Source organism: Nonomuraea sp. NPDC050783 (assembly GCF_040802095.1).
Lineage (GTDB): Bacteria > Actinomycetota > Actinomycetes > Streptosporangiales > Streptosporangiaceae > Nonomuraea.
Genome location: NZ_JBFAHK010000005.1, coordinates 537,047 through 557,072, shown reverse-complemented (window position 1 = coordinate 557,072; position 20,026 = coordinate 537,047). Strand labels below are relative to the sequence as shown.

Annotated in this window: 19 protein-coding genes; 6 read left to right on the top strand and 13 right to left on the bottom strand. The window is 72.8% G+C overall.

Annotation, left to right across the window (positions count from 1 at the left end; translation table 11 throughout):
* Window positions 1-12 precede the first annotated feature (12 nt).
* Window positions 13-300: a hypothetical protein gene (locus AB0H75_RS17185; protein ID WP_367797013.1), complete on the bottom strand. Its 288-nt coding sequence runs from the start codon at window positions 298-300 to the stop codon at window positions 13-15.
* A gap of 166 nt (window positions 301-466) precedes the next feature.
* On the opposite strand from AB0H75_RS17185, the gene AB0H75_RS17180 reads away from it, so the two are divergent.
* Window positions 467-1,873, top strand: a complete 1,407-nt coding sequence (locus AB0H75_RS17180) for a methyltransferase (RefSeq protein ID WP_367797011.1) — start codon at window positions 467-469, stop codon at window positions 1,871-1,873.
* Between the two features lie 299 nt (window positions 1,874-2,172).
* Here AB0H75_RS17180 and AB0H75_RS17175 read toward each other — a convergent pair whose 3' ends face one another.
* The 3 genes from AB0H75_RS17175 to AB0H75_RS17165 form a co-directional block, all read right to left on the bottom strand.
* Window positions 2,173-5,187, bottom strand: a complete 3,015-nt coding sequence (locus AB0H75_RS17175; protein WP_367797009.1) for a BTAD domain-containing putative transcriptional regulator — start codon at window positions 5,185-5,187, stop codon at window positions 2,173-2,175.
* A gap of 159 nt (window positions 5,188-5,346) precedes the next feature.
* The gene (locus AB0H75_RS17170; RefSeq protein WP_367797007.1) at window positions 5,347-5,991 is read right to left on the bottom strand and encodes a GNAT family N-acetyltransferase; all 645 of its coding nucleotides are present in this window, start codon (window positions 5,989-5,991) and stop codon (window positions 5,347-5,349) included.
* A 181-nt stretch (window positions 5,992-6,172) separates the two neighbouring features.
* Entirely contained in the window at window positions 6,173-7,408 is a 1,236-nt protein-coding gene (locus tag AB0H75_RS17165; protein ID WP_367797005.1) for a pyridoxal phosphate-dependent aminotransferase, read from the bottom strand.
* Between the two features lie 79 nt (window positions 7,409-7,487).
* Between AB0H75_RS17165 and AB0H75_RS17160 the strand changes: the two genes are divergently transcribed.
* From AB0H75_RS17160 to AB0H75_RS17150, 3 genes are all read left to right on the top strand, one after another.
* Entirely contained in the window at window positions 7,488-8,516 is a 1,029-nt protein-coding gene (locus AB0H75_RS17160) for a LysR family transcriptional regulator (protein ID WP_367797003.1), read from the top strand.
* A gap of 18 nt (window positions 8,517-8,534) precedes the next feature.
* Window positions 8,535-9,206 carry a ribonuclease HII gene (locus AB0H75_RS17155; protein WP_367797001.1) on the top strand — a complete coding sequence of 224 codons (672 nt, stop codon included), beginning with the start codon at window positions 8,535-8,537 and terminating at the stop codon, window positions 9,204-9,206.
* A 62-nt stretch (window positions 9,207-9,268) separates the two neighbouring features.
* Window positions 9,269-10,399 carry an LLM class flavin-dependent oxidoreductase gene (locus AB0H75_RS17150; RefSeq protein ID WP_367796999.1) on the top strand — a complete coding sequence of 377 codons (1,131 nt, stop codon included), beginning with the start codon at window positions 9,269-9,271 and terminating at the stop codon, window positions 10,397-10,399.
* Here AB0H75_RS17150 and AB0H75_RS17145 read toward each other — a convergent pair.
* From AB0H75_RS17145 to AB0H75_RS17115, 7 genes are all read right to left on the bottom strand, one after another.
* Window positions 10,368-10,754 (bottom strand): SCO5389 family protein, encoded by a 387-nt coding sequence (locus AB0H75_RS17145; RefSeq protein ID WP_367796997.1) that lies wholly within the window; start codon window positions 10,752-10,754, stop codon window positions 10,368-10,370. The genes AB0H75_RS17150 and AB0H75_RS17145 overlap by 32 nt on opposite strands.
* A 78-nt stretch (window positions 10,755-10,832) precedes the next feature.
* Window positions 10,833-11,771 carry an ATP-binding protein gene (locus tag AB0H75_RS17140; protein WP_367796995.1) on the bottom strand — a complete coding sequence of 313 codons (939 nt, stop codon included), beginning with the start codon at window positions 11,769-11,771 and terminating at the stop codon, window positions 10,833-10,835.
* A 97-nt stretch (window positions 11,772-11,868) separates the two neighbouring features.
* On the bottom strand, window positions 11,869-12,264 hold the full coding sequence (locus AB0H75_RS17135) for an Rrf2 family transcriptional regulator (RefSeq protein ID WP_367796993.1): 396 nt from the start codon (window positions 12,262-12,264) through the stop codon (window positions 11,869-11,871).
* Entirely contained in the window at window positions 12,264-13,121 is an 858-nt protein-coding gene (locus AB0H75_RS17130; protein ID WP_367796991.1) for an ABC transporter permease, read from the bottom strand. Before AB0H75_RS17130 ends, AB0H75_RS17135 begins: the two co-directional genes overlap by 1 nt.
* Entirely contained in the window at window positions 13,111-13,896 is a 786-nt protein-coding gene (locus tag AB0H75_RS17125; protein WP_367796989.1) for an ABC transporter ATP-binding protein, read from the bottom strand. Before AB0H75_RS17125 ends, AB0H75_RS17130 begins: the two co-directional genes overlap by 11 nt.
* Before the next feature lie 10 nt (window positions 13,897-13,906).
* Window positions 13,907-14,959 carry an ABC transporter substrate-binding protein gene (locus tag AB0H75_RS17120; protein ID WP_367796988.1) on the bottom strand — a complete coding sequence of 351 codons (1,053 nt, stop codon included), beginning with the start codon at window positions 14,957-14,959 and terminating at the stop codon, window positions 13,907-13,909.
* A gap of 84 nt (window positions 14,960-15,043) precedes the next feature.
* Window positions 15,044-16,408 carry an LCP family protein gene (locus tag AB0H75_RS17115; protein ID WP_367796987.1) on the bottom strand — a complete coding sequence of 455 codons (1,365 nt, stop codon included), beginning with the start codon at window positions 16,406-16,408 and terminating at the stop codon, window positions 15,044-15,046.
* Window positions 16,409-16,509: 101 nt separating this feature from the next.
* Here AB0H75_RS17115 and AB0H75_RS17110 point away from each other — a divergent pair, with 101 nt between their 5' ends.
* On the top strand, window positions 16,510-17,235 hold the full coding sequence (locus AB0H75_RS17110; protein ID WP_367796986.1) for a class I SAM-dependent methyltransferase: 726 nt from the start codon (window positions 16,510-16,512) through the stop codon (window positions 17,233-17,235).
* Window positions 17,236-17,266: 31 nt separating this feature from the next.
* Complete coding sequence (locus AB0H75_RS17105) at window positions 17,267-18,703, top strand: MFS transporter (RefSeq protein ID WP_367796985.1); 1,437 nt, start codon at window positions 17,267-17,269, stop codon at window positions 18,701-18,703.
* On the opposite strand, the gene AB0H75_RS17100 is transcribed toward AB0H75_RS17105, so the two are convergent.
* Together AB0H75_RS17100 and AB0H75_RS17095 are read right to left on the bottom strand one after the other, a co-directional pair.
* Complete coding sequence (locus AB0H75_RS17100) at window positions 18,633-19,238, bottom strand: hypothetical protein (RefSeq protein ID WP_367796984.1); 606 nt, start codon at window positions 19,236-19,238, stop codon at window positions 18,633-18,635. The two genes, AB0H75_RS17105 and AB0H75_RS17100, sit on opposite strands and share 71 nt — an antisense overlap.
* 51 nt (window positions 19,239-19,289) lie before the next feature.
* Complete coding sequence (locus tag AB0H75_RS17095) at window positions 19,290-19,949, bottom strand: hypothetical protein (protein ID WP_367796982.1); 660 nt, start codon at window positions 19,947-19,949, stop codon at window positions 19,290-19,292.
* Window positions 19,950-20,026: the final 77 nt, after the last annotated feature.

The following is a 20,026-nucleotide window of genomic DNA, read 5'->3' as shown; positions in this document are numbered from 1 at the left end:
GCGGGCTGCCTGTCAGGCGAGCTGGCGCAGCCTGGAGGGAACGCGCCAACTGGAGCGGTCCAAGGAGATGTCCAGCCGCAGATCACCCCGATGCCGGCGCAACCCGGGCACGCGCACCCGGTCGTGCACGGCGAAACGCCCCCCGTGCGGGTAGCCGAAGCCCAGCTCCCCGGGCAGCACCCGCAGGTCGTCCCGGTTGCCGCAGCGCGGGCACGTCCAGGACACCAGGTCGAGGCCGCGGTTGTAGTCGGAGCAGGCGTTGAAGTACTCGTCGGGCCCGAAGCGGGACTCACAGGCCAAGCAGGGAATCAGCATGGGTCCACTCCAAGGGTGACGTACCGTGCACACCTAGAGATACCGTGTCTCGCTTATCCCCCGCTTGCAGTTCACTTGGGGATTTAAGTAACAGTATGGGCACTGTCGGTATCAGATCATGTGCGAGCGCCGGCGGTGAAAAGATGGACCGGTGGAACGACTGCGCCATCACCTCCTGGAGACCGACTACACGATCGACGGCGTACGCGAGCGGCTCGGCAGCATGGCCGCCTCGGCCCTGGCCCGCGAGGAGCTGGTCCCCGCCCTGCGGGCGACCGCCGACGGCGACTCCCTGGGCTCGCTGATCAGGCTGTGGTGGCTCGGCGTGCCCGTCCCGGCCGCCGCCCTCGCGCCGGAGGTCCTGGACTCGGGCCTGGTCGAGGACGCCGGCGCCGGCGAGGTCAGGGCGACGGTCCACCTGCAGCCCTGGGAGACCGGCGGCTACCTGGTCTCCGACCGCAAGGTGCGCCCCGGCGACCCGCCGCTGCGGCCCGACCACGTCGTGGGGGCCGGCGGGGCCTCGGCCAACCTGGCGCAGCTGGTCACCCGCCGCCCCGTGGGCAGCGCGCTCGACCTCGGCACCGGCTGCGGCGTCCAGGTGCTGCACCTGCACGACCGGGCCGAGCGCGTCGTCGCCACCGACCTCAACCCGCGCGCCCTGGAGCTGGCCCGGCTGAGCTGGGCGCTGTCGGGGATCGAGGGCGTGGAGACGCGGGCGGGCTCGATGTACGAGCCGGTCGCCGGCGAGCGGTTCGACCTGGTCGTGAGCAACCCGCCGTTCGTCATCGCCCCCGGCAGCGCGGGGAAGCTGACCTACCGCGAGTCGGGCGAGGCCGGCGACGCCTTCTGCCGTGACCTCGTCCGCCGTACGCCCGATCACCTCAACCCCGGCGGCCAGGCCCACTTCCTGGCCAACTGGCTGCACGTCGAGGGCGAGGACTGGCACGACCGGGTGGGCGGCTGGCTGCGCGAGACCGGCTGCGACGGCTGGGTGGTGCAGCGCGACGTCCAGGACCCGGCCGAGTACGTCGAGCTGTGGCTCAAGGACGCCGCCCAGCAGGGCACCGCCCGCTACACCGAGCTGTACGACCGCTGGCTGGCCTGGTTCGACGAGCACAAGGTCGAGGGCATCGGCTTCGGCTGGATCACCCTGCGCGCCTCCGGCACCCTCGACCCGGTCGTCCGCGTCGAGCACCTCGACCACCGGGTGGCGCTTCCGGTCGGCGACTACGTCGACGGGGTCCTCGACTCCATCGCCGCCGCCCACCGGGCCTCCGGCCTCGACGCGGCGCGGCTGCGCACCGCCGAGGGCCTGCTCGACGAGCGCGTCGGCCTGCCCGGCGCCGAGGACCCCATCCGCATCGTGCTGCGCCAGACGCAGGGCCTGCGGCGCAGCAGGGAGGTCGGCACGGTGGAGGCCGCGCTGGCCGGCGTGTGCGACGGCGAGCTGGCGCTCGGCCCGCTGCTCAACGTGATCGCCGAGCTGGTCGGCCAGGGCGAGATGCCCGACACCGACGCCGTCCGCCCCCTGATAGCCGAGGGGTACTTCCTGCTCTGACCGGCCGCTTTGATCCGGCGTTGATCGGACGTTGACAGCCCGGGTGAAGAGTGTGACCCAGGACACGGACCTGGGGGGTTCGAGGGCCGTGTCAGGTCCGGCCGGTCGTCCGACAGTGAGGCGGCTAGCCGGCACGCGGAGCATCCCGATGACCGGGCCCCCTAGCGACGCGTGACGGCGAGGACGACCGGCCGGGCTGATCACCAGCCGAGCACGGGCGATGTGGTCGTGGATCGCGAATGCCGAGGACAGCCTTGATCAACCATGTGTGGATGACACGTCTGGACGACGAGCTGTACTCAGGCCTCGACGACGGCCCCGGGGGCGGGAGCGGCGTCGGGGACGGTGTCCAGGAGGAGCTTGAGGTCACCGGCCTCGGGGGCGCCGAGCCTGGAGAAGATGTCGAACGCCTGCCATAAGCAGCCGAGGCTCCTGGAGGTGCTGCCGAGGCCGTGCAGGGCCTTGCCGAGCACGGTCAGCGACAGCGCCTCGCCGTAGGGATGGCCGATGTCACGGGAGACGACCAGGGCCTGCTCGGCGTGGCGGACGGCCTCCGGGTAACGCTCGGCGGCGATGAAGGTCTCCGCCAGGCGCGAGCACACCCGCTGCTCCCAGACCCGCTGGTTGCTGGCCCGGAAGAAGGCCAGGCACTCGGCGTGGTGGTGGACGGCTTCGGTGAGCCGGCCGACCCGGGACAGGACGATGCCGAGGTGGTAGCGGGCGCGGGCGGTGCCGGCGCCGCTGCCCAGCTCGGTGAAGATGGCCAGGCCGCGCTCGGCCGCGGCGATGGCGTCCTCGGGGCGGCCGAGCCCCAGGTGCTCGCGGGCGGAGTAGCTGAGCACCAGCGCCTCGCCGGCCGGCACGCCGTTCTCCCGGTACCAGCTCATGGCCGCGTCGAACAGCGCCAGCGCCTCGGCGTGGCGGCGCTGCCGGCCGACGACCACGGCCAGGGCGTTGAGCACCTCGCCGGTGACGACCTTCTCGCCGCGCTCGGCCGACAGCTCGTGCACCCGCCGGAACTGCTCCTCCGCCTCCCGCAGCCGGTTGGCGGCGAACAGCACCCGGCCCAGCACGTAGCGGGAGCGCAGCTCGCTGCCGTGGTCGCCGAGCCGCAGCGCGGCGGCCAGCACCGCCCGGGTGCCCTGGTCGAACTCGCGGGTGTGGGTGCCGGACTCCAGCAGCGGCTCCATCGCCACCAGCAGGTCGCCCGCGGGCAGCAGCTGCTCGCCGGCGCGGGCGGAGGCGGCGGCCTGGCCGACCGCCGCGAACAACGAGTCGCCCTCGGCGATCAGCCAGGCCACGGCCTCGTCGACCGAGGTGAACGCGCGCCCCTCGCCGACCACCACGAGGTTGTCGGCGATCGCGCTGCCCTCGTAGGCCAGCCGGTGGGCGGACTGGGCGGAGGCCAGGTAGAAGCCGAGCAGCCGGCGCAGCGCCAGCTCGCGGGCCTCGGGCCGCTCGGCCTTGTCCAGCTCGCGGCGGGCGAACAGCTTGAGCAGGTCGTGGAAGCGGTAGCGGCCGGGGCCGGGGGCCTCCAGCAGGCTGGCGTCCACCAGCGACTCCAGCAGCTCCTCGGCCGCGCGCTCGCCCAGCGCCAGCACGGCCGCCGCCGCCCCGGAGGAGATGTCGGGCCCGTCCGGCAGCGACAGCAGCCGGAACGCGCGGGCCTGCCCGGCGGTGAGCTGGCCGTAGCCGAGCGCGAAGGTGGCCTCGACGGCGAGGTCGCCGACCCGCATCTCGTCCAGGCGGCGCTGCTCGTCGGCCAGGCGGGGCACCAGCGAGGCGACCGTCCAGGACGGGCGGGCGGCCAGCCGGGCGGCCACGATGCGCACCGCGAGCGGCAGGAAGCCGCAGGCCGCGACCACGTCCATGGCGGCGCCGTGCTCGGCGGCCACCCGCTCGGGCCCGGCCACGGCGGAGAACAGCGACAGGGCCTCGTCCGGCTCCATCACGTCGAGGTCCACCAGCCGGGCGGCCGGCAGGTCGGCCAGCTTGACCCGGCTGGTCACGATCGCGGCGCAGCCGGGGGAGCCGGGCAGCAGCGGGCTGACCTGCGCGGCGTCGCGGGCGTTGTCGAGCAGCACCAGGATGCGGCGCTCGGCCAGGATCGAGCGGTAGAGCGCGGCACGCTCGGCCAGGCCGTCGGGGATGACGTCCGGCGGGATGCCGAGGGCGCGCAGGAAGCCGCCGAGCGCGGACTCCGGCGCGGTGCTGCCGTCGGCGTAGCCGCGCAGGTCGGCGTAGAGCTGGCCGTCGGGGAAGGACTCCTCGACCTGGTGCGCGACGTGCACGGCGAGGGCGGTCTTGCCCACGCCGCCGATGCCGGAGATCGCCACCAGCGGCACGCCCTCGGCGGAGCCGGTCGACAGCAGCGTGCGCAGGCGGCCGGCCGGCTCCTTGCGGCCGGTGAAGTCGGTGACGGCGGCCGGGAGCTGGGCGGGCCTGGGCAGCTCGCGAGCCTGGGGCGGCTCGTCCGCCTCGGGCTCGCTCGCCGGCTCGTCGTCGCAGGGGGCGGCGCCGGCCGCCGGCGTGAGGGCCGGGTCGGCGGCGAGGATGCGCTGGTGGAGGGCGGTCAGCTCGGGGCCGGGCTCGATGCCCAGCTCCTCGATCAGGGCCTCGCGGGTCTCGGTGAAGACGTTGAGCGCGTCGCCCTGCCGGCCGCAGCGGTAGAGGGCCAGCATGAGCTGGGCGCGCAGGCGCTCGCGCAGCGGGTGGTCGGCGGTCAGCGCGATCAGCTCGGAGACGATCGAGGCGTGGTCGCCGAGCTCCAGGTCGACGTCCATCAGGGTCTCGACGACGCTGAGGCGGCGCTCGGCGAGGCGGTCGCGCTGGTGCTCGGCGTACGGGCCGACGGTGCCGGCCAGCGGCTCGCCCTCGAACAGGGTGAGCGCGGCCCGCAGGCCCTCGGCGGCCTCGCGCGGGCGGCCGGCCCGGCGCGCGGCCTCGGCGGCGGCGACGCCGCGCTCGAAGCGGGTCAGGTCGAGGGTGTCGTCCGGCAGGCGCAGCGCGTAGCCGCGGCCGATGGAGGTCAGCAGCTCGGGGCGGGAGCGGGCGGGGCGGCCGGGTTCGAGGACGGTGCGCAGGCGGGAGACGTAGGTGCGCAGCGCGCCCAGGGCGCGCGGCGGCGCGTCCTCGCCCCAGACGGCGTCGATCATCTCGTTGGGCGTGACCGCGCGGCCCTCGCGCAGCAGCAGCATCCCGAGGATGGACCGCTGCAGCGGGGTGCCCAGGTCGAGTTCCCGGCCGTCTCGCCACGCGCGGACAGGACCGAGCACGGCGAACCACAGGCCGCCTTCACCGCTCTGACCAGCCATGCCGTCTGTCTCCCAGCCAATGGAACGTTTTGTGACCAAATGATAGATCCCTGGTCGCTCGTCACCTAGAGCGAGCGTGCTCTGGTGCGGAGCGGGAGCGGGGGGCGAAAAATACCGGCCCCGCCCGGCGAATCGGGCGGGGCCTCGGTGGACGGGGACTCAGGCTGCCTCGAACAATCCCATCCGCGAGAGCAGGCGCTCGCGGACGAGCGGCCATTCGGAGATCAGGATCGAGTAGAACGCGGTATCTCGGACCGTGTCGTCGGCGCCTCGGCTGTCCGCTCGCCGCACCCCGTCGAAGTGTGCGCCGAGGGCCTCGATGGCGGCCCGGGACTTGGTGTTGCGTACGTCTGCCTTCAGCGTGATGCGGTGGACGTTCCAGGTCTCGAAGGCGTGCGAGAGCATGAGGAACTTGCTCTCCCGGTTGACGCCCGTGCCCTGGGCGCTCGCGCCCAGCCAGGTGTAACCGATGTCCGCCACGGACGGGATGTCGCCCACCGCGCCGCGCGTACCCGGAGGCCAGGGCATGGGGCCCTGCCAGTACTCCAGGTGCATGAGACGGGTGGCACCGACCACGCGGTCGGTGTTCAGCCACCGGATGGCGAAGGGCAACGAACGGCCCTCCGCCTGCTCAGCCATGGCGGCCTCCACATAGGAGACCATCTCGTCCCGTCCGTACGGGACACGAGTGAAGGCGTACGTGGCACGGTCTTCACCCGCCGCGGCGACCAGGTCATCGACCGCCGCGAGACTGAGAGGTTCCAGGCGCACGAGGCGCCCGGACAAGGTGACAAGAGCGGGCATGTGCACATGATGAGGGGTGCGCGGGGTGCGTGTGACCAGGCCGGAAGGAAGATCTTTCCGGGGTTTCTGCCTATGTGGTGTTTTCGCAGGTCGGCGGCGCGATTGAGGGGGCGCGGAGCCGGTTCTTGGCGAGAAATTCGCCTGGCCGTGACGTGGCGTCGGGGCGGCGGTCCCGCGTGGTTCACGCACGGCCGGAGGCCAGCGCCCGCAGCCCGCGCGACAGGTGGTCGAGATCGGCCGCGATCCAGGGCAGCCGGAGCGGGTCGTCGCTGGTCAGCGCGGTCAGGCGCTGCTCGGGCGAGTCGCCGTGGAGCAGGCTGACGGCCACGCGCACGCGGGCCGCGCCGGGGTCGTCGCCGAAGGCGTGCCCGGGCAGGACGCCGATGCCGTGCTCCTCCAGCAGCAGCCTGGCGACCTCGGCCGAGCCGCCGAGCCCGAGGTGGCCCAGGTCGGGGTACAGGTAGAAGCCGCCCTGCGGCCGCGGCGCCCCGGCCCCGGCGGCGGCGAAGCGCTCGTGGACCGCCCGGGCCAGCGTGCCGTGCAGCCTGCGGCTGAGCGCCACCCGCTCCACCAGCTCCGGCGGCTCGCCGAAGGCGTAGGCCGCGGCCTCCTGCACGGGGGCGGCCGGCGCCGACCAGATCTCGCTCGCCACCGCCAGCAGCTTCCCGCGCAGCGCGTACGCGCCCGCGGGCAGCCGGGCCACGCCGATGCGCCAGCCGCCCAGGGCCAGGCTCTTGCTCAGCCCCGTGGTGACGACCGTGCGCTCGGGGGCCAGGTCGGCCGGCGAGGTGAACGGCGGGGCCGGGTCATGGACCAGGTCGCGGTAGATCTCGTCCGAGATGATCGTCAGGTCCAGCTCCCTGGCCACCTCCACCAGGCGGGCGAGGCTCCCGGGCGTGGCCAGCCGGCCGGTCGGGTTGTCCGGCAGGGTCACCAGCACGGAGGCGACCGTGCGGCCGGCCGCCCGGGCGCGCCGCACCTCGGCGGCCACCCGCCCGGGGTCGGGCACGCCGCCCTCTCCTGGCGGAGGGGGCACCAGGAGCGGGCGGGAGCCGACCAGGGCGGCCTGCGCGGCGTAGCTGACCCAGCTCGGCACGGGCAGCACGATGTCGCCGCCGAGGGCCAGCAGCAGGGCGTACAGCAGGGGCTTGCTGCCCGGCCCGCAGACGACCAGCTCGGGGTCGGTGGGGAGCCCCCGGCGCGCCCAGTAGCCGGCGGCGGCCTCCCGCAGCGCGGCCGCGCCCGCGACCGGCCCGTAGCCGTTGTGCCCGGAGGCGGCGGCCAGCCGGTCGCGCAGCGCCGGGTGGACGGGCAGCCCGGCCTCGCCGAAGGCCAGGTGCAGCACGCGCTCGCCGGCGCGCCGTCTTCGCTCGATGTCCTCGTTGGCGGCCAGAGTGGCCGACAAGGTGATGGTCATGCTCGTCACATCCCCAGCGTGGTTGGATGAAGGCATCAGCACAAGCGAGGCTTTTCGTGGGTGGGCGTAAGGAAGACTGATGCTTGAACTGCGGCGACTGGCACTGCTCTGCGAATTCGCCCGGCGGGGCAGCATCGCGGGCGCCGCCGCGGCTCTCGGCTACAGCCCCTCGGCGGTCTCGCAGCAGCTCCAGGCGCTCGAACGGGAGTCCGGCACCGCCCTCATCGACCGCACCGCGCGCAGCGCCGAGCTGACCGACGCCGGGCGCCGGCTGGTCGCGCACGCCGAGCGCATCCTGTGCCTGGTCGAGGAGGCCGAGTCCGACCTGTCCGCGCACGCGGGCACCCCCACCGGGCGGGTCACGGTCACCGCCTTCCCCACGGCGGCGGTGGCCTTCGCGCCCGCGCTGGCCCGCTCGCTGCGCCGGCACACCGGGCTGACGCTGCGGCTCGGCCAGGCCAGGTCCGGGCGGGGCATGCGCGAGGTACGGTCGGGCGAGGTGGACATCGCGCTCGTGGACGACTGGTACGGGCAGATGCGCGACAGCGAGAGCCTGCGCGCCTTCCCGCTGCTGCGCGATCCGCTGGTGCTGGTGGTGCCGCGCAGGCACCGCCTGGCCGACCCCGGCGTCCCGGTCGACCTGCGGGAGCTGCGCGACGAGCCGTGGATGGCGACGCCCTACAGCGAGCCGTCGCGGCTGGCGATGGACCGGCTGCTGACGGACGTCGGCGGCACCCGGCCCACGCCGTGGGAGTTCGAGGGGCTGGGCACCATCCTGTCGCTGGTCGCCAAGGGCATCGGCATCGCCGCCGTGCCGGCGCTCGCGCTGGCGGCCGGGGTGCGCGGGCTGGCCGTGCGGCCGATCCCCGGCGACCCGGTCGGCCGGGACGTGCTCGCCGTGGCCCGCGGCTCCAGCGTGCACCGGCCGTCGGTGTCGGTGATGTTGCGGGCGATCCACGCCGCCGCCCGCTACCTCGCGGCCGACCTGGAGCCGGTGCGGGCGGTCGAGCGGCCCGGGCCCGGCGAGGCGCCCCTCGACGGCGGTTTCCTCGACGGTGGCTCCGGCGGCCGGTCCGGCAACCATCTCGGCAACCATCCCGGGGAGTGAGCGGTAACGTCTGCTGGCATGGCGCCGACGTACGACATCGAGGAGCTGCTGCTCGCCCAGCCGAGCGTGCGCACGGTCGCGGGCGTGGACGAGGTGGGCCGCGGCGCCTGGGCGGGCCCGGTCACCGTCTGCGCGGTCGTCACCGACCTGTCCGAGCCGCCGCCGGGGCTGACCGACTCCAAGCAGCTCACCGCCGCCCGGCGCGGGCCGCTCGCCGCCGAGCTGGCCGGATGGGCGGCCGGCGTCGGCTACGGCGAGGCCACGCACGCCGAGATCGACGCCCTCGGCATGACCGAGGCCCTGCGCCGGGCCGCCCGGCGCGCGCTGGAGGCGCTGCCCGTCCGCCCGGACGCGGTGATCCTCGACGGCAAGCACGACTACATCGGCGCCCCGTGGCCGGTGCGGCTGGAGGTCAGGGGGGACGCGGCCAGCGTGTCGGTGGCGGCCGCGTCGGTGCTGGCCAAGGTGCGGCGCGACGCCTACATGGCGGCGCTCGGCTGCGCCGCGTACGGCTTCGCCGACAACGCCGGCTACCCCTCGCCCGTCCACCAGGAGGCCCTGGCCCGCCTCGGCCCCACCGCGCACCACCGGCTGTCGTGGTCGTACCTCGACGACCTGCCGCGGTGGCGCCATCTCAAGCGGCGCCGCGATCCGCTGGCGGGCGAGGGCCAGGCCACCCTCTTCGGCTGAACGAATCCGGGCATAACGCCCTCGGCCTGCGCGGGCCCGGCCGATCGGCCATCATCGGACGCGTGCGCGTGGGAGTGTTCCTCGTCGCGGCGCGCTTCCCCGGCCAGGAGGCCGGGCGGGTGCTGGCCGACGCGGTGGAGCTGGTCGTGGCGGCCGAGCAGGCGGGGTTCGACGACGCCTGGATCGCCGAGCACCACTTCATGTCCTACGGCGTCTGCCCGTCGGCGATCACGCTGGCGGCCGTCGCCGCGGGGCGCACCTCGCGCATCGGGCTCGGCACGGCGGTCAGCGTGCTGTCCACGCAGCACCCGGTGGCGCTGGCCGAGCAGGCGGCCATGCTGCACCACCTGTCCGGCGGGCGCTTCACGCTCGGCGTGGGCCGGGGCGGCCCGTGGGTGGACCTGGAGGTGTTCGGCACCGGACTGGCGCGCTACGAGCGCGGCTTCCCCGAGTCACTGGACCTGCTGCTGGCCGCGTTGTCGAGCGAGCGCGTCGCGGCCGACGGCGAGTTCTTCCGCTTCCGGGAGGTGAGCCCGGTGCCGCGGGCGCCGCTGCGCCCGGTGGTGGCCTGCACGTCGGGCTCCAGCGTCGCGCTGGCCGCCGCGCGCGGCCTGCCGATGCTGCTCGGCCTGCACGTCGGCGACGCGGAGAAGGCCGCCGCGGTGACCGCCTACCGCCAGGCGGCCGGCGAGACCGCGCCGGGCCATCCGGTGGGGCACGCGCCGGAGCACGCGCCGGGGCGTCCGGCGGGGCACGCGCCGGAGCACGCGGTGGGGCACGTCGCGGCGGCCGTCGGGCATGTCGCCGACTCCACCGCGCGGGCGGTGCGCGAGCTCAAGGAGTCGATGCCCCGCTGGCTCGGCCCCGGCCTGGCCGGCTACCGGCCGGTGGACGGCCGGCCGCGCCCGTCGCGGGACGTCGGCGCGTACGTGGACCTGCTCACCCGCATCCATCCGGTGGGCTCGCCCGAGCACTGCGCGCAGACGATCGCGCGCACCGCGGAGCGCACCGGGATCGGGCACGTCATCCTGCTGGTCGAGGGGTGCGGCGAGCACCGGCGGGCGTTGGAGAACGTGCGCCGCCTCGGCGCCGAGGTGCTGCCGCTGCTGCGGGAGCGCGCGCCCGGCGGGCCGGACGGGCCCGGCCCGCCGGGCGGTGGCCTCAGCAGTCCACCAGCTCCGGGCTCTGGTTGAGGAGCTGCGCCCGCGGGGTGACGAAGTCGGCCAGCGCCTTGGTGGCCGCGGGGTCGAAGACGGCCACCCGGTGGCAGTTCTGGAAGGCCAGCCGGACCCCGAAGTGGCGCTCCAGGGCGCCGCGCATCGAGTCGCTCGCCAGGCAGCGCAGGAGCTCGCCGCGGGCCTGCTCGGACGGCGGCGGCACCTGGTTGTCGGCGAACTCCGCTCCGCTGTGCTCGCGCTGCCTGACCAGCTCGCTGATCAGCGACCACGCGTAGGGGAGGGAGTCGCGCACGCACGCGAGGAACGCGGTGTCGTCGACGTCACCCGCTCTGGCCTGGTCGAGCAGATCGTTCGGAACGGTCAGCGACATGCTGTCTCCTCTCAAAGGGGGCACTCATCACGCTAGGTGGAAAAATGGTGACTCTCCAGATGCCTGACGGGCACAGTGTCATGGGTGGCGCGGGCCATAGACGAAGTCGGGATCGACCTGTTCGGCCAGGTCGAGCCCGGTGCGCTCGTTGGCCCACGCCCGCGCGTTGCGCAGGTGGAACTCGACCGTCTGGCGGCCGAAGCGGGCCCAGTCCTTCTCGTGCTCGTCGAGGGTCTTGCGCAGCAGGCTGAGCGCGTCGGCGTTGACCGGCTCCAGGTCGTCCAGGGTGAAGGGGCGGCCCTGCTCCAGCGCGCGCACGGCGGCCGAGTGCTCCATCCAGGTCAGCAGGTCGCCGCCCGCGTGCTCGCGCAGGAACTCGACGTCGGAGGGGCCGTGGACCTTGTTGCCGACCACCGCGAGGGCGACGTCGTAGCGGGCGGCGTGCTCGTGGTACTGCCGGTAGACGCCCACGCCCTGGCGGGTGGGCTCGGCGACGAGGAAGGTGAGGTCGAAGCGGGTGAACAGGCCCGAGGCGAAGGAGTCGGCGCCGGCGGTCATGTCGACCACGACGTACTCGCCGGGGCCGTCCACCAGGTGGTTGAGCAGCAGCTCCACCGCGCCGACCTTGGAGTGGTAGCAGGCCACGCCGAGGTCGTCCTCGCTGAACGGGCCGGTGGCCAGCAGCCGGACGCCCTCGGGGGTGGTCAGCCCGTAGGGGTGGGCGGCGAGGTCGTCGAAGCTCAGCAGCCGGGAGCCGCGGCCGGGCGGGGTGGTCTTGACCATGGCCGCGGCGGACGGGACGCGCGGGTTGTCGCCGCGCAGGAGGTCCTTGATCTCGGTGAGGTGGGCGCCGAGCGGCTCGGGCTGCCGGTCGAGGCCGAGGACCAGGGCCAGGTGCTGGTTGATGTCGGCGTCCACGGCGACCACCGGCGCGCCCTGGGCGGCCAGATGCCTGGCGAACAGCGCCGACATCGTCGTCTTGCCGCTGCCGCCCTTGCCGACGAAGGCCACTCTCACGAGGCACTCCCACTGGTGATGATGAAAACCGTTGTCATTACGACGGCATCATCATGCCACACAGGGGTGCCGCGAGGAGCGCTTTTCCCGTACGGAGTCAGCCGGAGAGGCGGGAGGAGACGATCTGGGCGAAGGTGATCTCGGAGAGCAGGCGCTCCTCGTGCTCGCGCAGCGCCGTCCACACCTCCGCCAGCGGCCCGGCCACGCCCGGATAGCCGCCGTGCCCCTGGAACTCCGGCTTGCCCTCGACCACGACGATGACGTCGGCCAGCGTGATCTCCTCGGCCGGGCGGGCCAGCCAGTAGCCGCCCTCCGGCCCGCGCAGGCTGTGGATGAGCCCGGCCCGGCGGAGCTGGAGCAGGATGTTGTCGAGGAAACGGCGGGGGATGTTCTGGGCCGTGGCGATCCGCTCGGCCGGCACCGGCCCCGGCGGTGCGGCGGCCAGCTCGCTGACCGCCCGCAGCGCGTAGTCGGTTCGCGCGGAGATCCGCATCACGCCTGGTCGAGACCCCAGCGGCGGCGCAGCGCCCCGTCGGCGGCCTCGAAGAGCAGGTCGATGACGATGCCGATGGCCAGGATCACGATCATCGTGCCGATCAGGCCGGGCGAGTCGGACACCTCGCGGGCGTAGGCGAGCTGCTCGCCCAGCGACGACTGGTACGCGATGATCACCAGCAGCTCGCCCGCCATGAGCGAGCGCCACGCGAAGGCCCACCCCTGCTTCAGCCCCGCCAGGAACGACGGCAGCGACGCCGGCAGGATGACGTGCCGGTAGAGGCTCAGCCGCCGGAACCCGAGCACGTGCCCGGCCCGCAGCAGCAGCGGCGGCGTGTAGTCCACGCCGGTGATCAGCCCGTTGGCGATGGACGGCGCCGCCCCCAGGATCACCACGAACGTGATCGCGCTCTCGGTCAGCCCGAACAGCAGGATCGCGAACGGGAACCAGGCGATCGACGGCATCGTCTGCAGCCCGGTGATGAGCGCCCCGAACGCCGCCCGCAGCACCTTCACCCGCGACACGGCCGCCCCGATCACCAGCCCGACCAGCACCGCCAGCGCGAACCCGGTGAACGCCCGCCGCATGGTGGTGGCGACGGCGTGGTAGAAGTCGGCCTCGCCGAACCGCTCCCACATGGCGCGGAACGTCTCGACGGGCCCGGCGAAGACGTACTCGGGCCAGCGCCCGCTCATGACCACGAGCTGCCAGGCCACCAGCACCAGCGCGACGGCCGTCAGCATCGGCCAGATCCGCGCCCACGCCCGCGCCGCGAACCCGGCCCGCCGCTCGCCGCCCAGCTCCAGCGCGTCCAGCCCGGCGAGCCGCTGGGCGTGCGTGGTGTCAACGGCCATGCCGCGCGACCTCCTCCTTCAGCCGATCGGTGATCTTCCCGGCGAGCGTGGCGACCTCGGCGGAGTCGGTCCTGCGCGGCCGCGCCAGCTCGACGGGGAACTCCTCGACGACCCGCCCGGGCCGGCTGCTCAGCAGCACGACCCGGTCGCCGAGCCGGACCGCCTCGCGCACGTTGTGGGTGACGAACAGCACCGACAGCGACCGCTCCCGCCAGATCCGCTCCAGCTCGTCGTGGAGCAGGTCGCGGGTCATCGCGTCGAGCGCGCCGAACGGCTCGTCCATGAGCAGCACCGCCGAGCCCTCCGCGGAGGACGAGGACTGCGCCAGCGCGCGGGCCAGCGCCACCCGCTGCCGCATGCCGCCCGACAGCTCGTGCGGGCGCTTGCGGCCGAACCCGCCGAGGTGCACCAGCTCCAGGAACTCCGCCGCCCTGGCCCGGCGCTCGGCCTTGGGCACGCCGTCGGCGCGGAAGGCCAGCTCGACGTTGGCCGCGACGGTCAGCCACGGGAACAGCGCCGGGTCCTGGAACATCATGGCGACCTTGTGCCCGTTGGTGGAGATCTGCCCGGCGCTCGGCCGGTCGAGCCCGGCGACCAGCGAGAGCAGCGTGCTCTTGCCGCAGCCGGAGGCGCCGAGCAGGCAGACGAACTCGCCGGGCGCGACCTGGAGCGACACCTGGTCGAGGGCGAGCAGCGCGTTCCTGCCGTGGCCGTAGGTCTTGGAGACGGTCTCCAGGCGGACCGCCGTCCCGCTGTCGATCTGCGTGGTGGTCATGTCGGCTCGCTCACTTGTCCGAGACGGCCTGCTGGCCGCCGGCGGCCAGGACCTCGTTGAGCGGCTTCAGGTCGTAGATGCCGTTGAGGTCCACCGGTTCGAGCAGCCCGACCTCCTCGGCGTGCTGCGCGCTGGCGGTGAGGGAGGAGGCGATCGGGTCGTTGGTGAAGGTGATGTTCTTGAAGGCGCTCTTCAGCACCTCGGGCTTGAGCGGCTTCTGGGTCAGCTTCTGGATCGCGGCGTTGGCGGTCTGCGCGGCGCCCTCGGGGTCGTCGTTGATGAGCTTGTTGGCCTCGACGTGTGCCTGGAGCAGCTTCTTGACCAGGTCGGGGTGGGCCTTGGCCCAGTCCTGGCGGACGATCAGGTGCGTGATCACGAACTGCTTGTTCGGCCACAGGTCCCGCTCGTCCTGGAGCACCTTGCCGCCGCTCTCCAGGACCAGGCGGCTGGCGAACGGCTCGGGCACCCAGGCGCCGTCGATGTCGCCGGTGGCGAAGGTCTGCAGGGTCTGGGCGTTCTCCTGCGGCACGATGTGCACGTCGCCGCCGCCCTTGGTGTCGGTCTTGAACCCCTTGCTGCGCAGCCAGTAGCGCAGGGCGACGTCCTGGGTGTTGCCGAGCTGCGGGGTGGCGATCTTCTTGCCCTTGAGGTCCTCGACCGTCTTGATCTCCGGCTTGACGACCAGCGAGACGCCGCCGGACGCCGCGCCCGCGATGATCTTGATGGCCTTGCCCTTGGACTTCTGCCAGGCGTTGATGGCCGGGTTCGGGCCGATGTACGTGGCGTCGATGGCGCCGGAGAACAGCGCCTCGATCGCGGCGGGGCCGGCGTTGAACGTGCTGGTCTTGACCGGGACGCCGAGGTCCTTCTGGTAGAGGCCCTTCTCGACGCCCACCAGAGCGGTGGCGTGCGTGATGTTCGGGAAGAAGCCGAGGCGCACCTCGGTGGCGGCCGTGCCCCCGCCGCTGCCCCCCTCGCCCGAGGCGGTGTCGCCACCGCAGGCCGCCGTCCCTGCGGTGAGTGCCATCAGTGCCAGCGTGGCCAGCACCCTGCGAGCGTTCATGCCACCCTCTATTCCTACTTATTTAGTCGGCTATGTGTACATCAAAGAGCACCCTTCCCGATACGTCAAGTAGGGATAAAGGACTTACCGGCAGGTAGCGTCGAGACTGACCGGAGCCTCCGGGCTCTGCCGGGGCGCCGCGTCCCTGGCCGTCCGCGCGGGGCGGTGCTCGCGCAGGGCGTCGGCCACCTTGCGGCGGATCAGCGACCAGTCCGGGTACACCGTGCTGATCAGCGGCGGGACGAAGCTGAGGCTGTGGATCCTGGTGCCCTTCACCTTCTGCGACAGCTCCACGAGGGCCGGCAGGAGGTCCTGCGGCAGGTCGGTGGAGATCGCCCGCTTGGTGGCGGCGGCCAGGCGCTCGAAGCTGTTGAGCACGGTCATCGGGTCGGCCTGCTTGGCCACCGCGTTGAGCAGGCACTTCTGGCGGCCCATGCGGACGTAGTCGTCGCTGTCGGTGCGCGAGCGGCCGAACCACAACGCCTGCTGGCCGCTCAGCCTGCGGGTGCCGGCGGGCAGCAGGCCCTCGCGGTAGCGGCCGTACACGATGGGCTGCTTGATGGTGACCTCGACGCCGCCGACCGCGTCGATGATCTCGGCGAAGCCCTTCATGTCCACCATCGCGTAGTAGCTCACCGGCAGGCCGAGGATGTCGCCGACGGTCTGCTTGAGCAGGGCGGGGCCGCGCTTGCCGCGCGGGAGGCCGGGGGTCAGGTCCGGATGGTCTTCGGCGTACTGGAAGACCTCGTTGAGCAGGCCCGGGGTGCTCGGCCCCGCGCCGGTGAAGCCGTAGGGGAAGCGGGACCGCGCCGGACCCTCGGGCAGGCGTACCCGCTGGAGGTTGCGCGGCAGGCCGAACAGCGTGGTCTCGCCGGTCCGGACGTCCACGCTGGCCACGGTCATGCTGTCGGTACGCACGCCGGGCCTGCCGGGCGCGGCGTCCGCGCCGAGCAGCAGGAAGTTGACCCGCTCCGCGCCGTTCCACGGGTCCTGGGCCATGATCGGGGTGTTGCCGGCGGCCGGGAACAGGGTGTCCACGACGTCGCGCGAGACGTTGGCGAGGCGGGCGGCGTAGACGGCCGGCCCGAGGACGAGCGCGCACAGGGCGATGGCCAGCGCCGTGGTGATCCCGCGGCCGACGACGTCCGCCCGCGGCGGGCGGACCAGCAGGAACGACCGGACGATCACGCCCGTCCAGGCCAGCGCGACCACCACCAGGCCGACGGTGAGCCAGATCAGCCAGCGGGGCTGCACGGCGAGCGAGAGCAGGCGGGTGCTGAACGCGGTGACGACGGTGAGCACCGCGGCCAGCATGAGGATGTACGCCGCCATGAGCGCGAGCCCGGCCCTGCGCCGCTCGACGGCCAGGTGCGCCACGCCCCACAACACGGCCGAGGCCAGCGTCAGGGCGATGCTGGCACCCAGGCCGAAACGTCGCTGTTCATCCATCCACGTCACCCTAGTAATTGGGATGTGGGTGATTACCGGTGTGAAGGGGAAGAGTTCCGTCAAGTCACCGTCAAATCACCATCTTGCGATATAACGTGAGTGTGAGCAAGCGACACGGCAGCTACGGATTCGACGCGCCCGGAGCCCTGATCGGCCTGCTCCTGGGCGCGATCGCGCTGATGGCACTGGCGGCGGTCTCGTTCGCCCTCGACATCGTGGCGGCGGGCATGGCCTTCCTCGCCGGCGCCCTCTACACGCTGGCCAGCGCGGCCAGCTACCTCTACACGACCCGGCGCGGCAAGTTCGCGGTCTGGGCCGAGGAGCTGCGGCGGCTCGGCGGCGACGAGCGCCTGCTCGACCTCGGCTGCGGGCGCGGCGCGGTGCTGCTCATGGCCGCCGAGCGGCTGCCCAGGGGCCGGGCCACCGGCATCGACCTGTGGCGCTCGAAGGACCAGTCGGGCAACGACGAGGCCACCGCGCGGGCCAACGCCGAGGCCGAGGGCGTCTCCGAGCGCGTGGAGCTGGTCACCGGCGACCTGCGCGACCTGCCCTTCGGCGAAGCGGCGTTCGACGTGGTCGTCTCCAGCCTCGCCGTCCACAACATCCCCGACGCCGAGGGCCGGGCCCAGGCCGTGCGCGAGGCGCACCGGGTGCTGCGGCCCGGCGGGCTGCTGCTGATCGCCGACTTCCAGCACACGCCCGCGTACGAGGAGACCTTACGCGGGCTCGGCGTCGTGGACGTGCGCCGCCGCGACGCCGGATGGCGGTTCTGGTACGGCGGCCCGTGGTTCGCCACGACCCTGCTGGAGGCCAGGAAACCGGCCTAGAACGGGTTTTCACGGGTATCGAGATGCTCTTATGAGCGACGTGGAAACCGGCACCGTCACCACCAAGGTGCCCGCGCGGCTGGACCGGCTGCCCTGGTCCCGCTGGCATTGGATGATCGTCATTGGGCTCGGCACCGTCTGGATCCTCGACGGGCTTGAGGTCACCATCGTCGGCAACCTGTCCGCCCAGCTCGCCAAGCCGGGCAGCGGGCTCGACATCACGCAGGCCCAGGTCGCGGGCCTGGCCGCCGCGCTCTACGTCGCGGGGGCCTGCTCGGGGGCGCTGTTCTTCGGCTGGCTGACCGACCGGTTCGGCCGCAAGAAGCTGTTCCTCATCACGCTGCTGGTCTACCTGGCGGCGACGCTGATGACGGCGTTCTCGTTCAGCGCCTGGTGGTTCTTCCTGTTCAGGTTCATGACCGGGTTCGGCATCGGCGGCGAGTACGCGGCCATCAACTCCGCCATCGACGAGCTGATCCCGAGCAAGCACCGGGGCCGCATCGACATCATCATCAACGGCAGCTACTGGCTCGGCGCGGCGGGCGGCGCGCTGCTGACCGTGCCGCTGCTCAACGACCTGCCGGTCGCCATCGGCTGGCGCGTGGCGTTCGGGCTGGGCGTGGTGCTGGGCCTGGCCATCCTGCTCGTCCGGCGGCACGTGCCGGAGAGCCCGCGCTGGTTGTTCATCCACGGCCGCGGCCAGGAGGCCGAGGAGATCGTGGACGACGTCGAGCGCCAGATCGGCGGGAACCTGCCCGAGCCCGAGCGCTCGATGACCATCCACCAGCGCAAGTCGATCGGGTTCCTGCGCATCGCGCACACGATGGTCGCGCTCTACCCCAAGCGCACCGTGCTGGGCCTGTCGCTCTTCATCGGGCAGGCGTTCCTCTACAACGCCATCACGTTCGGGTACGCGCAGATCCTGTCCACGTTCTACAAGATCGACACGCACACGGGCTACTACTTCGCGGTCATCGCCGTCGGCAACTTCCTCGGCCCGCTGCTGCTCGGCCACCTCTTCGACACCGTCGGCCGGGTCCCGATGATCTCGGCCACCTACATCGGGTCGGGCGTGCTGCTGCTCGGCACCGCGTGGTTGTTCAACCAGGGCGTGCTGAGCGCGGTGACGCTGACCGCGTGCTGGTGCGTGGTGCTCTTCGTGGCCTCGGCGGGGGCCAGCTCGGCGTACCTGACCGTCAGCGAGATCTTCCCGATGGAGACCCGGGCCATGGCCATCGCGTTCTTCTTCGCGATCGGCACGGCCGCCGGCGGCATCGCCGGCCCGCTGGTGTTCTCCTCGCTGGTGGAGAGCGGGGTGCCGGGCGACACCGCGCTCGCGTTCACCATCGGCGGGCTGGTGATGATCGCCGGCGGCCTGGTCGAGCTCTTCCTCGGCGTCAAGGCCGAGCGGAAGGGGTTGGAGGATATCGCCGCGCCGCTGTCCGCCGCCGAGGCTCGGGCCGCATGACCGCCAGCACCTGGGTGCTGTCGGCCAGGTAGAGGTGGGGCACGTCCACGAACACCCGCATCGGGCCGCGTTCCAGGCGCAGCGTGCGCGCCATGCGCGCGTGCACGTCGGCGAGCGGCACGTAGTTGAGGTAGCTGGTGTAGGCGTTCTGGGAGCGGAAGGACGCGGTCATGACGAGCGCGTCCTGCCGGATCCGGAACGCCAGCCCCACCAGGCACGGCACCGCGTCGTACGCCTCGCCGGGCTCGGTGAGCGAGATCCACGCGCTCTTGCTGTACGGCTTCAGCCGTAACAGGTCGGCCGCCCACCGGAGCTGGCCCTTGATGCGCGCTCCGTAGCTGTACTTGAACGGCGGCACCACCGCCTCCTCGCTGAACTTCCTGGTGTACAACGCGAGCCGTTGCGGGTCGCCGTGCCGTTCGAGGATCGGGTCGTCTCGGCTGACCCGAGCGATCTCGAACAGGACGGCCGGCCCCTCGATGACGGGGCCGCGGTCGTCGAGGGCGAGCGTCCCCGCCGACCACACGTGGCGCATCAACGAGATCCACGCCTCCCCACACGACGCCCATTGAGCCGGGCCGGGCATTCAGGTCTCCAGATTCGGGAATTCGTACGGATTGTGCGGGAGCCGGCGGCGCCTGCTCACGTTGCAGCGCACGTAGTACACCGCGTAGTGAACCAGCGTCACCAGCAGGATGCCGGTCATGAGCGAGGGCAGACCGGGCTCCTGCCCGGTCAGTCCGGTCATGCCGACGGTCAGGTAGGTGCTGTTGACCAGGGCGAGCATCATGACGTTGATACCCGGCCAGGCGAGCGGGGCGTACGTCTCGGGGAAGCGCGGGTCGATCGGCAGGTTCGGGCTCCAGTCGAGGTCCTTGACCAGTCGCGTGGTGTAGAGGAGCCGGAAGTTGTTGATCGCCCGCGCGGTCCTGGCGTGCGCGTTGACCGCCTCGATGAGGCGCAGGAACGGCAGCACGCTGAGCAGCCCGAACGCGACGACCAGGGCGAACAGGTACCACGGCACCCGGTGCCACTGCGTCAGGCTCTGCGGGTCGACCACCTTCGCGCTGGCCAGGGCGATGGCCGCGAGGAACGGGCCGGACAGCAGGCTCAGCGCGAGCCTCGTCATCTTCAGCCGCTCCTCCTTGGCGGCCAGGTGTACCGCGTAGATACCGGTGAAGTCCACCGCGGCCAGCTGGAGGAACTGGCCCGGGGCCCAGTCGTCGCGCTGGGGGGTCTTCCGCATGGGCGTGCTCCCGGAGATGTGTATCTCCAGTATGAGCGCATTTTCCGAGAATAGGCCATGATTCCTACCATTTGTTC